This window comes from Lysinibacillus sp. NPDC093712 (assembly GCF_050280025.1).
Classification (GTDB): Bacteria; Bacillota; Bacilli; order Bacillales_A; family Planococcaceae; genus Lysinibacillus.
Genome location: NZ_JBNNUU010000001.1, coordinates 909075 through 922376 on the forward strand (window position 1 = coordinate 909075; position 13302 = coordinate 922376).

General features: G+C 36.3%; 21 protein-coding genes. 18 read left to right on the plus strand and 3 right to left on the minus strand.

All coding sequences use genetic code 11. The annotated features are described in order from the left end of the window. Positions 1-23: 23 nt before the first annotated feature. The 4 genes from ACQKNX_RS04705 to ACQKNX_RS04720 all read left to right on the plus strand — a co-directional run bounded on the left by ACQKNX_RS04705 (position 24) and on the right by ACQKNX_RS04720 (position 3254). On the plus strand, positions 24-155 hold the full coding sequence (locus ACQKNX_RS04705; RefSeq protein ID WP_427427804.1) for a hypothetical protein: 132 nt from the start codon (positions 24-26) through the stop codon (positions 153-155). Positions 156-185: 30 nt separating this feature from the next. Beyond that, complete coding sequence (locus ACQKNX_RS04710; RefSeq protein WP_427427805.1) at positions 186-362, plus strand: hypothetical protein; 177 nt, start codon at positions 186-188, stop codon at positions 360-362. 390 nt (positions 363-752) lie between these two features. Beyond that, positions 753-2453, plus strand: a complete 1701-nt coding sequence (locus tag ACQKNX_RS04715; RefSeq protein ID WP_427427806.1) for a hypothetical protein — start codon at positions 753-755, stop codon at positions 2451-2453. Between the two features lie 387 nt (positions 2454-2840). Further along, the gene (locus ACQKNX_RS04720; RefSeq protein WP_427427807.1) at positions 2841-3254 is read left to right on the plus strand and encodes a hypothetical protein; all 414 of its coding nucleotides are present in this window, start codon (positions 2841-2843) and stop codon (positions 3252-3254) included. A 358-nt stretch (positions 3255-3612) separates the two neighbouring features. Here the strand turns inward: ACQKNX_RS04720 and ACQKNX_RS04725 are convergent, their stop codons facing one another. The 3 genes from ACQKNX_RS04725 to ACQKNX_RS04735 form a co-directional block, all read right to left on the minus strand. Further along, complete coding sequence (locus ACQKNX_RS04725; RefSeq protein WP_427427808.1) at positions 3613-4776, minus strand: tyrosine-type recombinase/integrase; 1164 nt, start codon at positions 4774-4776, stop codon at positions 3613-3615. Positions 4777-4877: 101 nt separating this feature from the next. Then, entirely contained in the window at positions 4878-5318 is a 441-nt protein-coding gene (locus tag ACQKNX_RS04730) for an ImmA/IrrE family metallo-endopeptidase (RefSeq protein ID WP_337981376.1), read from the minus strand. A 21-nt stretch (positions 5319-5339) separates the two neighbouring features. Continuing rightward, positions 5340-5765, minus strand: a complete 426-nt coding sequence (locus ACQKNX_RS04735) for a helix-turn-helix domain-containing protein (RefSeq protein ID WP_427427809.1) — start codon at positions 5763-5765, stop codon at positions 5340-5342. Between the two features lie 161 nt (positions 5766-5926). Between ACQKNX_RS04735 and ACQKNX_RS04740 the strand changes: the two genes are divergently transcribed. From ACQKNX_RS04740 to ACQKNX_RS04805, 14 genes are all read left to right on the plus strand, one after another. Beyond that, complete coding sequence (locus ACQKNX_RS04740; protein ID WP_427427810.1) at positions 5927-6184, plus strand: helix-turn-helix domain-containing protein; 258 nt, start codon at positions 5927-5929, stop codon at positions 6182-6184. 51 nt (positions 6185-6235) lie between these two features. After that, positions 6236-7015: a phage antirepressor gene (locus ACQKNX_RS04745; protein WP_427427811.1), complete on the plus strand. Its 780-nt coding sequence runs from the start codon at positions 6236-6238 to the stop codon at positions 7013-7015. Beyond that, positions 7012-7326, plus strand: coding sequence for a hypothetical protein (locus ACQKNX_RS04750; RefSeq protein ID WP_427427812.1), 315 nt, complete (start codon positions 7012-7014; stop codon positions 7324-7326). The genes ACQKNX_RS04745 and ACQKNX_RS04750 overlap by 4 nt, the downstream gene beginning before the upstream one ends. A gap of 186 nt (positions 7327-7512) precedes the next feature. Then, entirely contained in the window at positions 7513-7803 is a 291-nt protein-coding gene (locus ACQKNX_RS04755) for a helix-turn-helix domain-containing protein (protein ID WP_402763396.1), read from the plus strand. Next, positions 7791-8057, plus strand: a complete 267-nt coding sequence (locus tag ACQKNX_RS04760; RefSeq protein ID WP_427427813.1) for a hypothetical protein — start codon at positions 7791-7793, stop codon at positions 8055-8057. Before ACQKNX_RS04755 ends, ACQKNX_RS04760 begins: the two co-directional genes overlap by 13 nt. A gap of 282 nt (positions 8058-8339) precedes the next feature. Continuing rightward, positions 8340-8549, plus strand: a complete 210-nt coding sequence (locus tag ACQKNX_RS04765) for a hypothetical protein (RefSeq protein WP_427427814.1) — start codon at positions 8340-8342, stop codon at positions 8547-8549. Then, positions 8546-8770, plus strand: coding sequence for a YqaI family protein (locus ACQKNX_RS04770; RefSeq protein ID WP_427427815.1), 225 nt, complete (start codon positions 8546-8548; stop codon positions 8768-8770). The genes ACQKNX_RS04765 and ACQKNX_RS04770 overlap by 4 nt, the downstream gene beginning before the upstream one ends. A gap of 70 nt (positions 8771-8840) precedes the next feature. Then, positions 8841-9719, plus strand: a complete 879-nt coding sequence (locus ACQKNX_RS04775; RefSeq protein WP_427427816.1) for a hypothetical protein — start codon at positions 8841-8843, stop codon at positions 9717-9719. After that, the gene (locus ACQKNX_RS04780; protein WP_427427817.1) at positions 9691-10494 is read left to right on the plus strand and encodes a PD-(D/E)XK nuclease-like domain-containing protein; all 804 of its coding nucleotides are present in this window, start codon (positions 9691-9693) and stop codon (positions 10492-10494) included. The genes ACQKNX_RS04775 and ACQKNX_RS04780 overlap by 29 nt, the downstream gene beginning before the upstream one ends. 13 nt (positions 10495-10507) lie before the next feature. Continuing rightward, complete coding sequence (locus tag ACQKNX_RS04785; protein WP_427427818.1) at positions 10508-10681, plus strand: hypothetical protein; 174 nt, start codon at positions 10508-10510, stop codon at positions 10679-10681. A 9-nt stretch (positions 10682-10690) separates the two neighbouring features. After that, the gene (locus tag ACQKNX_RS04790) at positions 10691-10891 is read left to right on the plus strand and encodes a helix-turn-helix domain-containing protein (protein ID WP_427427819.1); all 201 of its coding nucleotides are present in this window, start codon (positions 10691-10693) and stop codon (positions 10889-10891) included. 59 nt (positions 10892-10950) lie between these two features. Continuing rightward, the gene (locus tag ACQKNX_RS04795; RefSeq protein ID WP_427427820.1) at positions 10951-11667 is read left to right on the plus strand and encodes a hypothetical protein; all 717 of its coding nucleotides are present in this window, start codon (positions 10951-10953) and stop codon (positions 11665-11667) included. A gap of 50 nt (positions 11668-11717) precedes the next feature. After that, the gene (locus tag ACQKNX_RS04800; RefSeq protein ID WP_427427821.1) at positions 11718-12515 is read left to right on the plus strand and encodes a helix-turn-helix domain-containing protein; all 798 of its coding nucleotides are present in this window, start codon (positions 11718-11720) and stop codon (positions 12513-12515) included. Continuing rightward, positions 12427-13269, plus strand: a complete 843-nt coding sequence (locus tag ACQKNX_RS04805; RefSeq protein WP_427427822.1) for a DnaA ATPase domain-containing protein — start codon at positions 12427-12429, stop codon at positions 13267-13269. Before ACQKNX_RS04800 ends, ACQKNX_RS04805 begins: the two co-directional genes overlap by 89 nt. The last annotated feature ends 33 nt before the right edge of the window (positions 13270-13302 follow it).

The window sequence follows — 13302 nt, forward strand, 5'->3', positions numbered from 1 at the left end:
AATAATTGTGGAGAGTGATTGTAATGATAAATGACCGAGGAAATATGAAATGGACATCATTTATGCTACATGAACATTTAGTTAAGTTAAAGGAATGGAAACAAGAGCAATTTTACGACGCAAAGCGCGAGTTGACTGAATGGGAGCTAGAATAGATAGAGCAAACAATTCAGAGAGCTTTCAAAATGCAAAAGCTAATTAAGCTCACACTTCGGAAAAGCCAAAAACTATATGATGAAATTGGAATGATAACTGGGACAAATATTTATAATAAGGAGTTACTTATAGATACTGATTTATCAATCAAGCGAATTACCTTTGATATGATACAAAATGCGTCACTGGTAGATATTGATGATTAAGCCTGATGAGCGAAGAAATGTACATGAATTTATCCTTTTGGATATGGTCGTAAAATCGTTGCAGAATGATTACGAAAAACTAGGAAATCTAAAAATGTCAGAGGAATATATCACAATAGTGGACATAAAGTATTTTTTCCAAACTTGCCATACTTTCAACATTAGTTAAAATTAAAACAATAATGTAAACTCGGAGGTAGGTTCTGTGCGGTAAAGGTTTCCTCCCCTGGTATTTATAAAACCCTAAATATTAGGGAAAGACAGATCGACGACCGACCAGCGCCTCATAAAGTCTTTCGAGGCAAGATATACATGGCCGGCCTAATTATTTAAAAAGATTAGGTATCTTAATAGAGAAAGGTGAAAAATAAAAAATTGGAGTGATTTAATTTGACTAAATTTACACCCTTGCAAGAAGCTCAAGCCTTCGCAGAAGCGTTTTTACTACCTATTGAGCAGTTATCTATAAAACATCCTTATAAGAGGGATAAAGGTCGATATCCACGAGTGAGAAAATTTATCCAAAACTATTTATTAAATGGTTCAAGTGAAACATTCAATTCTTCTCCAATTCAACAAGGTGTTGGACAATTAATGATGTTCTGTGCTCAGTTCGCCCAACAAAAGGCTCAAGCTGGAGAACATGATGCAGTTTACAAAGAAATTGTTAATACTGTTATTCCAAAACTTATCGATAAAGCTTTTAATTTTCCGACGAATCCAATTGATCAACTAGCAGGTTTAATTTATCTTGGGACAGCAATGCTTAAGAAATTAGATGAATCTCAGAGCGATGTTTCATTTTCTAATGTCGATATATTGTTAAATCAATACCGAGAGCATTTTGCTAATGAAGTATTAAGTTCCAGAGAATACAATATTTTAAAGTATTATCGTACTCCGTCTGCTTGGACTTACGATGATTCAGAAAAATCATATCGTTTTGCTGCTGGGCCATATGAGGGGCAAATCGGGTATTGGATCACTACAGCGGATTTATCAACTGATCCTCAGAATGATTACTTAGATAATCCAACTGTTCTTGATGTTTCGGGAAAGATTACTTTCGCTGGTATTCAACCAGGTACAAGCGGTAAAGATTATATTAATCATCATGCATATTTTAATACTAAAAACGAACGATTTATTCTTAATTCCTCACTAAATGCTGTTGCTTGTTGGATGGCAGCGCATGTATATGATGTAAAGGTTAATGAGACTGGAGCTTCATTAGATCCTGCACATAACCTGAAAAATGCAATCCGAGATGTTCTTAGTTATACTCAATGGGGTTCCAATACTTCAGTGACTAATGCTTCTAAAGGTTGTTTCCTGCAAGAGCCCTATAACAATTCATTATCTGCAAAAAGAGTACTTCCTGTTCACGGGTTTTCTGATGTGAACCTGACAAATAATATGCTACGTGCTCGATTCGATTCTCCTGCATATAATGCTTTTGCAATAACATTCTTGCAAATTTATGCAAGCTTAATTGAAAACCCAACAGCCTCATTATGGCACAGTCTTGTTCCGTATATAGATTCGGATTCTGGAGTTATGGTTACCCAATTAATTAATACCTACAAAGAGATTTTTGATAACTATTCAACTATTAAAAATAACTTAGTTAGTAATTCGTTTAGCCAAGCGAAATATTGGGGAATGTATATTCCTGAAAATGCCATGTTAGGTTCATCCGAGTTGATTAAAAATCCGTGGCAAATGCCTAATAAAGGCGAGGGAATCAATCAAGCTATGGTTGGATTATTTAATGTTTATCCTGGAATTACAGGACAAGGAATAGCAAGTATGGATAATAAAGTATCAAAAGCAATTAAACTTCAACTTGATGTTGGTCAAGCTTTACACGGTCAAAGTAAGTTTCCATCGCACGGTCGTTCTGGCCTTTGGGATTTGGCTCGCTTAGATATATTAGCCGATACTTCAAATACAAGTGGAACTGTTGATTCTGCTACAGACCTTACTACCACTGATAAAGAATCTCCGAACTGTGCTGGAGCTCGTCGAGCATTCTACGCTTTAGCTATGGCATTAGCAGTTGATGGTTCTAGTGGTTTTACATTAGATTAATAGGAACTTAGGCTTCCTTCTTCCAAACTTCTATGACCTGAAGAGTGAGCTATCGACAATTATCACAATAACTAAATAGAAGAATGCAAGACCCCTTGAGATTCGAGGGGTTTTTATTTTGCTTTGAAAACTACATCAAACAGCCGTATTACTGCTTTCACAAACTTCATAAGTGGCGTCAGAATTTGATACATTACCCAAATACGAAAAAGCATTCGTTATAGCTGCTGTGCAAATTAAGCTTGCTACTGATGAAAAGGCTGAAAAGGAGGCTAAACGAAGTGGTAATGGCAAGGGGAAGAGAAAGCGATAAATTACCCATTATGCAAAATTGATATAGTTAAATCCCTCTAAATTCTGTATATTTGTGTATGAGGAGGGATAATAGTGAAGTTTTTCTTGCGTCTTGTATCACTATTTTTATGGTTTTGGGCATTTATTTTTACTATGGCTGGAGTTTTAGTTGTCATTCAAACTAATTACTACATAGGACCGATATTTATTTTTCTAATAATTATTAGTATATTTATATACTTAGGAATTTACTTATGGAAAAAGTCTATGAAGTATAACAAAACTATTGATCAAGGAGAAACAGCAGCTGAGAGATTTGAAAGGGAAAGTGAAATATCAGGTTCAAAGGCTCGTCAACAAAAACTAAATGATACTATTGAGTTGGATATTTTGAAAGGGAGCGATGTAGAGATGGTTAAAGCTTTAAATTGTCCAAATTGCGCTGCAGCATTAAACCCGAAAGAAAACCATTGTGAATACTGTGGTACATCATTATATCAGAAATAAAGCAAGTAACATATATGTGTTTATATGGCGTAGAGTATTTATTGATATTTTAAGTTAATTTCAAAATTTTTTAACCTTCATTTTACAACCTATCGAAATCTCCCAAGCCTAAACCCCGCCAAGTCAATATTTTTACGCTATAATGTAGGACGAGGTGAAGAAAATGTTTGTGAGTGAAAAACAGATTGAGATTCGATATGCGGAGACAGACCAAATGGGCGTCGTCTACCACGCAAACTACATCATTTGGTTGGAGTTAGAGGGAAAGCGTTGATATATAAGGGTATGAGAGGGTACAAAAACTGATGTACCCCAATTTGTACCCCAAATACATCAAAATATCTCTATTTTTAAAAAATCATCCTCCAGTTGCGAACTTATTCATCAATTCAATGGATTTAATTTCATCTTTTTCGAACGAGTGAACATATTCTTTTAGAACAGTATTCGGATCGTCACCTAAGATTTTCGCGACAGTTACAAGTGTTTCTCCACGTGAAAGTAAAATAGATGCTACCGTATGTCTTAAACCGTGAGGGGAAATTCTTTTTAGTTCGTACTTTTCACAAATCATATCGATTGCATCCTCAACGTATGTTAAGCCAATAGGGCGGCACCCTTGGCGAGAAATAAATACATAATCAGTATCTTCATGTTTCATACTTCTGTCCCACTTCTTCTTAATACACCAAGCTTTGTACTTCTTTAATTGCGCGTATAATTCATTGTTCATACTAATTTTTCGATAGCCATTATCACTTTTCGGTGGACCAAGCCCTGTGCGTGTCCGAGCTTTATTAATAATTATTATTTTATTTTTAAAGTCAAAATCATTCCATGTTAACCCCATCATTTCACCTTTTCGCATACCTGTCATTGCCAAAGTTAAAATAGAGGAGTACCTAGTGGAAGGGTCATTGTCTTTAACACATTGCAAGAATAATTCTAACTCTTCTTCAGTTAGGTAGTTTTCTTTGTCACTAGAAGGTGCAGCACTAAAATCCATTCTTTTAAACCGATCTCGAAGAAGTATTTCCTCCTCAACAGCATAGGAAACAGCTGATTTAAAAACCCGAAACACGCCTTGTACGGTAGCTCGCATTAATCCATAGGACACTAACTTATCAATTAACTCTCTTTGAAGAGTCATTTTTGTTAATTTTTGCAGCTTATAGTGCCCGATTAGAGGATTGATATGATTTTTGTAGGACTCTTGATAATGAATGTAAGTGCCTGGACGCCAAACTTTCTTTTTCATCTCAAACCAAATTTCCATCCACTGTGCCACAGTAACATTTGCACTCTCTACAAATCTATCATTTCCATCTAATACATTAGCTTTGACTTCGATTAATGCACGTTCAGCTGCTGATTCAGTATCGAATCTTAACATTGTTTTTTCTTTGCGGTTTCCAAAACGATCATAATACTTGTAACGAAAAGCAAACTTCTTTTTGTTATTCGAATCCTTATACCAGTAAATACAATCTTTTTTTGTTTTAATCATTTTATACCTTGCCATAAGATTACCTCCATAGAATTACACGGGCAGGTGACAATTAATATAGGGTAATCAGATTGCATCACTCCTTTCAAACAGAATATATGTTCTTTTTTTATGTATTAAAATAGCCCCTTACATTTCAGTTTTACCAACTCTAGCGGTACGTTATGTAATGAAGCTATATCGTAAAATGTTTTTTGTTCATCGTAATCAAACAAATTTTCATCTGGTATTAATAGATGGGCAGCAAAGGTATTTGCTTCAATCTCTACTTTATCAACAGAGAAAAACGTGTTTGTTCTCATGAAAGGGGTGTTTAGTTTAGTATGTAAAATTGCGTGACCTATTTCATGAGCACAAACAATAAGTTGTTCTTCTACACTTAAGTGGCTATTAATAAAAATAAATCGATTACGTTTTTCATATTGATAAAAACCCTTTATATCGGGAGGCAAATCCCAATAAAAGATTTCTATCTTTAAATATTTAGCTAATGTAAATGGATTTCTAGTATTATACTTCGCATATAAATACTCGACCTTCTTTTTGATCCACCCCATCCGCAACCCCTCGAATCATAATTATTCTTCATCATTTTGATATTTCTTTGGTATATACTTTTTGTTGTTTTTCTTTGCTAGACGCACACCAAATTCCATTGCTTCTAATAAAGATTCTTTTGCTTCATCGCTCATCGGTTCACCATCAAAAAGTAGACCAGTTGCAGATGATAAATCCTCGCGTAGTTCTGTCATTCTTTTTGCTATATCACGTTCGTCTTTAGTTTCTTTAATAGTCGTATTGGTTGTCTTACCCAGCAGATAGTCACTAGGACAAGATAAAGTGATTGACAATCTAGCGATATCGTCAGCGCTTGGTTCGGTATAACCACGCTCCCAATTTGAAATAACTTGTGGCGAAACAGAAATTTTTTGAGCTAACTGTAGTTGTGTATAGCGCAACTTTTTTCGTTGTTCTTTAATACGAGAACCTATTATATCACTCATTTAGACACCTCTTTTCTATAAGAGTAGAATACCCAAAACTAACGGAATTTGATATATTACTAACGGAATTTGAGAAAAAATTTATAAAACTAGTTGACATTAACGGAATTCGTTAGTATATTGTTATTAACGGATTACGTTAGTAGAAATGAGGTGAGAATATGATTTATGAGAATGTAAAAAAAATACGCATAGCACGCGGTATAACCAAAAGACGTGTAGCTAAGGGTATAAATGTAACAGAAATGACTTACGGTCGTATTGAAAGTGGAATCAGTAAATTGAGTGCAGAACACTTAAAAATTATAGCTACAATACTTGGTGTTCCGGTAGCAACTTTTTTTGATGATAAACTAACGGATTCCGTTATAAAAGAGATTACTACTATTTCATTTTCTAAAGAAAGGCAATTGGCATAATGCACCTATTACTTAGAAATTGGAACAAATTAAAACACAGGAGGTTTTGCCATGAAACAAATACAAGTTATTCACAAACAAGTTGTATTAACGAAAAAATTCGAAGTATACGGAACTTTAGAAAATCCATTGTTTTTAGCTAAGGATGTAGCTAGTTGGATTGAACATAGTGACACATCCAAAATGATTCGTTCGGTAGACGAGGATGAGAAGGTTAAGAATAATGTTCCTACCCTTGGTGGTTTACAAGAATCCTGGTTTCTGACAGAAGATGGTTTATATGAAGTGTTAATGCAATCACGTAAACCTATCGCAAAACAATTTAAAAAACAGGTCAAAACCATTTTGAAAGACATCCGCCTTAATGGTGGCTATATCGCTACAACCGAAGATGACGATGAAATGACAATCTTAGCGAAAGGATTTCTAATAGCTCAAAAAACTATCGAAAGTAACAAAAGAAAAATTGTTGAACAGCAAATGTTAATTGAAGAACAAAAACCGAAAGTTCTTTTCGCAGAAGCTATTCAAGCAAGTAAAACAACAATTCTTATTGGTGAGTATGCAAAAATCTTAAAGCAAAACGGTATAGACATCGGACAAAAGCGACTTTTCGAATGGCTTAGAGATAATGGCTATTTAATCAAACGTAAAGGTTCTGATTATAACACACCGACTCAAAAGAGTATGGACCTTGGTTTGTTCGAAATCAAAGAAACGCCAATTTATCACACAAGCGGAGAAATTAGTATTTCAAGAACTTCAAAAATTACAGGTAAAGGACAAGCCTACTTTATTAATAAGTTTATAAACAAGGCGGTGGCAATGTGATTGGAACAGCACCAAGTGAAAGCACAGTAATCAAAACGTTATTTGAAATGTCAGGAATCACAAAAGAACGAATAATATTTGAGCTTCGTGAGCTTATTAACGAAACAGCGAGACACGAAATTTTATTTTGGGATATCGATGACATTATAAGGGCAACAACATTTAAAAAAACGTTCTTGGAAGAACATATCCTGTGTGATCCACGTATCAAACAATACGAAAGACAACGAGGATTTAAAGGAAAACGCGTTTGGTTATACGATCCAACTGCAACAACAATAAAAAACATCATTATGAATGAATGGAATTAAAAAAAGCACGGGCAGGTGCAATTTATATAGGAGAGGCCAGGGCAAATGGCCTCGTCAAACTACCAATCTAGTAAGAGGTAGGGGCAAATCAACCTCTTATCTCTATATTAAGTTAACTTGGAAGAAATTTGTATTCCACAATGGAATTTATTCTAATACAGAATATTTAGAAGGGCGATGAGCGAAATGTTTGATGCGATAGAGCATGGAAAGATGCTAAAAATCTTTCGTAAGAAAGCAAAAATGACACAAGAAGATATAGCCGAAGAGTTAAATGTTACACAATCGTGTGTTAGTAAATATGAAAGTGGTCGAAAGACTTTAGATTTATCAACCTTTTTAAGGTGGATTAATGTAACAGGTTCGGAAATACCAGCTGCAGCAATGTTGTTCGGAATGGACACAGTGAACTTGGTAACTCAGTTAATGCCGGTAGTTCCAATGTTTATAGGGGGTATGTTCAGTTGGATATTGTAGAAAGATTAAAACTTGAAATAGCTAAGTTAGAGGCTTGCAATGAGGATTTATTAGTAGCGATTGGATTGCATAACAAACGTGGTAATTACCGGTTGTCTGCAGAATGTATGCAAAAAGTTAAGCGAACATCACACGAAATTGAACGATTGAAAGCACATCTACAAGATCAACAAAACTTTCAGTGGGTAATCGATGATTTAACAAATAGAGGTTTACTGGGAGAGGCGATGAAGAAATATGCGCATCAAGCCTAGAGCGTGGAGACATATGTCATTAAAGCAAAGGTTAGTATATGTACATTTCTTTTGCGACAAGAAAGTATTAGCCAAGTTAAATGGCAATAAAAAAGCTGCTTAATCGCTGGAACGATTAAACAGCAGTGCGGTTATAGTCTACCCACATTATAACACAAAATCAGACGTTTGCGAGTCGGAACTCGCTCTCGTCAAGCAGCTTGTAAATGGTTGGTTAGCCGTTTCCTCTAAGGAATTTACAAGCTGCTTGATGGGAAAAGCCATCAGAAAGAAGGTGAGAACATGAATATTGCACAGTTTAAAAACCAGATGCCAGAGGTTCGAATTGAAACAGAAGATTTCGAAGAACGTTTCAGCGAATATGACATCATTAGTCAATTCAACGGAATCATTCTTACATTAGTTGCTGTTGAAAATAACATCCGTTATACATCCTATGTAACAGCATCCTACGCAGAATTTTTACGCAAACAGAAGGAGGCAATAGCGTGAATTTATTAGTAGAAAATCCAATGGTGTTAAGCACTATAGAGCAAGTAAATCATGTACCAACTTTTCGATATATCGAAGAAGATTTTCGAGATGTATATGGTTCGCTAATCGTTAGCAATGATGATTATATGAAATTTCCTAATGGTGATGTAGTTCATTTTGACAACATTCACACGTATTTAGAAACGTATTTCGGTGCAGCGTTTTGCACAAAAAAATAAACCACTTGGCAGAGTGGCTTAACAAACAATATATTAGCGCTCATTATAGCGCACTACAGGAGGAATTTCAATGAACAACCTTGCTGAACAGTACAACAACCCTCAAATGGGACAACCTCAATTTCAAGGTGGAGCTCTAGCACAAGCTAGTGCTTCTCGCGAAATGGAAGAAGTGAAAGGGCAAATTTTCATGGCGAAACAGTTCCCACGTAACGTTTTCCAAGCTGAACAGCGCGTGTTAGATACATGTCGCAGACCTGCACTAGCACAAGTTGCTATGTATCAATACCCTCGAGGAGGACAACGAGTTACTGGTCCATCAATTCGATTAGCAGAAGCAATTGCGCAAAACTGGGGCAATTTATCTTATGGCATTCAAGAATTAGAGCAACGTGATGGTGAATCAGTAGCAAAAGCATTCTGTTGGGATCTTGAAACGAATGTCCGTCAAGAAAAGGTATTTACTGTTAAGCATTCTATGAAAGCTAAAGGGACTATCAAAAAGCTAGAAGATCCACGTGATATTTATGAAAAAGTAGCGAATGACGGTGCTCGCCGTTTACGTTCATGCATCTTAGGTGTTATTCCAGGCGACATTATTGATAAAGCAATTATTCAATGTAATGAAACTTTAGCTGGTAATAGTCAGGGGCCGTTAAAAGATCGTATCGCAAATGCATTGCGTAGTTACAAAGAAAACCATCGTGTCACACAAGAAATGATAGAAGCGAAGTTTGGTTACAATGCTGATTCGTTTACTGAATATGACTATGTAGAGTTAATTAACATATTTAACAGCTTAAGAGACGGCTTGAGTAAGGTTGAGGATTGGTTTAATAAAGAAGATGCTAAAAATCAATCTAGTGGATTAGGTGACGATTTCAAAGCTCAAGCAGAACCAAAAGCAGAGGTGAAATCAGATGCTCCAAAAGACATTCCAATTGAATAGCGATAACTATCACTCGAATGAGGCAAATCAACATTATATGTCAGTGTCACAGTTTAAAAGTGCTATGGAATGCGAGGCTAGAGCATTTGCAGAGGTGAGGGGAGAATTTACTCGTCCTCCCTCCACAGCTCTAATGGTGGGCTCTTATTTACATGCTGCCTTTGAAAGTAATGAGGCATTTCATGAATTTCTAGAGCTGAATCACAGCACATTCATTAACAGCCGAGAGAACAAATATAAGGATTACGAAAAAGCAGACGACATGATCGAAACGATTAAAAATGACGAGTTTTGTATGTTTGCTTTACAAGGTGAAAAAGAAGTCATCTACACAGGTGAGTTATTCGGTGTTGAGTGGAAAATTAAAGTCGATAACATCAATCATGAACGTGGTTTTTTCAGTGATATAAAGAGTACACAGGAGCTTAGAAAGCGATACTGGAGCGAGAAATATAGTACTTGGGTTTCGTTTGTACAAGCCTTTGATTATGTACTCCAGATGTGGGTGTATCGAGAAATCATTTATCAAAATACAGGTCATTATTATGATCCTTACATTGTCGCAGTAACAAAAGAATCACCGCCAGATAAAGCAGTTTTACACTTCGATACAGGGCGTTTTGATTTTGAAAAGGAATATGTTCAAACGATGTTACCAAGCATCATAGAAGCAAAGCAAGGACGTAAAAACCCACATCGTTGCGATAAGTGTGAGTATTGCCGGGCTTCAAAGAAGTTAGAAGGTACATTTGAAATTGAGTATTTACTAGATTAGGTGGTGCAAATGAATGAATAACGTACCGTCAAAAGTGTTATTGCCTGCTTGGATATTCCAACAGGCGAAGGATAACGATGAAATTAGACGCCTGGTGCTTCAATACATGCGTAGATACCCAAACTATAGGGTGATGAAGGTTAGTGGTAGTTTCGCGGTTTGTGAGAGGGAGCAAGGGCTTTTATAGGAGGTATCTATGATTAAGATTCGATTAGCTGTCTTATTGGCTGAACGTAGCCTGAAAATTAGAGACATTCATAAATGGACAGGCATTCCAATGACAACGTTAAGAACGCTTTATTATGGCCGTTCAAACAGCGTTAAAGTGAAAGACTTAGAAGCAATCTGCAAAGTATTGAATTGTGGTGTAGGTGACATTCTTGAATACGTTGCATAGGGCAACAGGCAAGATGATTTTTATTCCGTAAAATAGACCTAATTTGAGGAGGAGTATTCATGGTAAATGACGTTTTGGAAGCTGGATTAAGAAGCGAAGTGGTTGAGGTTAATTTCCAAGCAAAATTAGAAAAACATCTTAGTAAAAACGAGGAGATTTGTAAGGACTGTCATGGTCTAGGTATGAAGATAGACAATAATATTTTTGGAATAAAAGGCTATAAGCACTCAAAGGGCATGACGTTTCCTTTTAACAATCAATCGTTATCTTATTGTCGGTCTTGCTATAACGGTATAAGGAAACGTTGTGAACACTGTAATGAGCTCATTGCGAAAGGATGGACAGTGTGTAATTGCGAAACTGTTCGAAAACAAAAGGATGAACAACAAGAAAGAGAAGCTAAAGAACGATGGAGCAAGATTCCAAAAATCTCATTAGAAAACGCTCTTGCAAATACAGGAATGTTATACGTTGAAGATTTTGATGAGTATGTTTCATCTAATGCCTTCGAAGATTGGATTGAATATCAAAGAGATGAAGATGGATATTTTGATCCAAAAGATTTGAGAATCTACGTTACTCGATGTGAAAGTATTTATCTTTCTGCAGCAGAGATTGTGGAAAACGCACTAGAAGAACTACATGAGGATGCAGAAGTATCTAATCAAGCAATGGAACAGCTACAAAACTTCTTGGATCAATGGTGCAAGGAAAATGGTGGAGGAACACAGACGTACTATGCAGATTGTGATACAGGTGTAATTTATAGCGAATAATTCCATATTTAAAAATTTGAATATTGCGACATAAGGAGAGGCGAGGGCAAATGGCTGAAAGATATGATCGTAGATTCGAGGGCGTTTGGATACCAAGAAATATATGGCTATCCGAAACACTAACGCTTCAAGAAAAAGCGTTTCTAGTAGAAATCAAGAGTTTAGACAACGAACACGGCTGTTTCGCTTCTAACGAACACTTTTCAAAGTTTTTTCAGTTAAGTAAAAGCCGTTGTTCAGAGGTGATTAATAAGCTCAAGGATAAGAATTTAATCGCTTTAGAGCTAATGTATATCCCTGGTACAAAGCAAGTAGAAAAACGAATAATCCGAGTGAATTATGGGCATGAAATTTTCTTGGAAAGAGGTATTCGGAATCTCGAAGGGGGTATTCGAGAAGTCGAAGGAGGTATTCGGAATCCCGAAGCCCCCCCTTCGGAAAAGGCGGAGGATAATAATACAGTCTTTAATAATACATCTAATAATACAAGAGACATAGACAGACAGTCGTCGGTCTCTCTCATTAATCCAAATTTTGAACCTATTAAACAACTATTCGAAAGTAAAGTTCGTGTTGCTACTTTAGCTGATTGCAACAACATACATGAAGCACTCGAGTTTTACGAACCACAATTAATTAAAGAGGCAATCAGCGTTGGATCTAATAGTGCACGAAGCTTTAAATACATTCTTTCAATTTTAGATAACTGGCGTAAAGAGCTTGGTGTGGAAACATATGCAGATTGGCAGGTGAAAATAGATGCAAAAAACGGTAGACAGAATGGCAGCAGTAATGGAGGAGCTAAAGGCGAGAAGCCAACTGTGTTCGGAAACTTCTGTAGCGATTGAAGAAGCTAACTACAACTGTCCGAAATGTAAAGATACTGGCAGTTACTTAGTTCGCAAAAAAAATGGCTACTATATCCGAGGTGTTGAAGTTGAGCAGGACTATTATGTCGAATGCGAATGTAGCAAGATGCTCAAGATTAATAGACTCATTAAATCAAGTGCTATTACAGAAGAGTTTCAGAAAATGAGCCTTAAAAATTTCTCAACTGATGATGTTCATCCAATTGTAGCTGAAATGAAAAGCAAAGCGAATCAGTACTATGCAGCCTTTGATGAGATTAGAGGTTTCAGACAGAACAGCATCATGCTGATTGGACAACCTGGTTGCGGAAAGACGCATCTATTAACCGCCATATCCAACTATTTGATGCATGCAAAGCAAGTGCCTGTTCTGTACTTCCCATATAAAGATGGTATGAACAATATTGCTGCTAATAGCTTTGAACGTAAGAACGAAATTATGGATCGGATGAAAGAGGTTGAGGTCCTGTTCATAGATGATTTATTCAAGCCGATTGGTGGCAAAGTCGATGTGAAACCGTGGCAGACCGAGGTCATCTTTGAAGTGGTTAACTATCGCTATTTGAACAATAAGCCGTTATTAATATCCAGCGAGTTATCACTGGATGACATGCTTTATATTGACGAGGCGCTAACTAGCAGGCTGTTTGAAATGGCTCAAGATTTCACGGTAACGATTCCAAAGGACATGAAAGTGAACTACCGATTACGCAAGGTATTTGAACATAGATAGAGGGGCGCACAGCCCCTTGATTGGAGGGTGAAG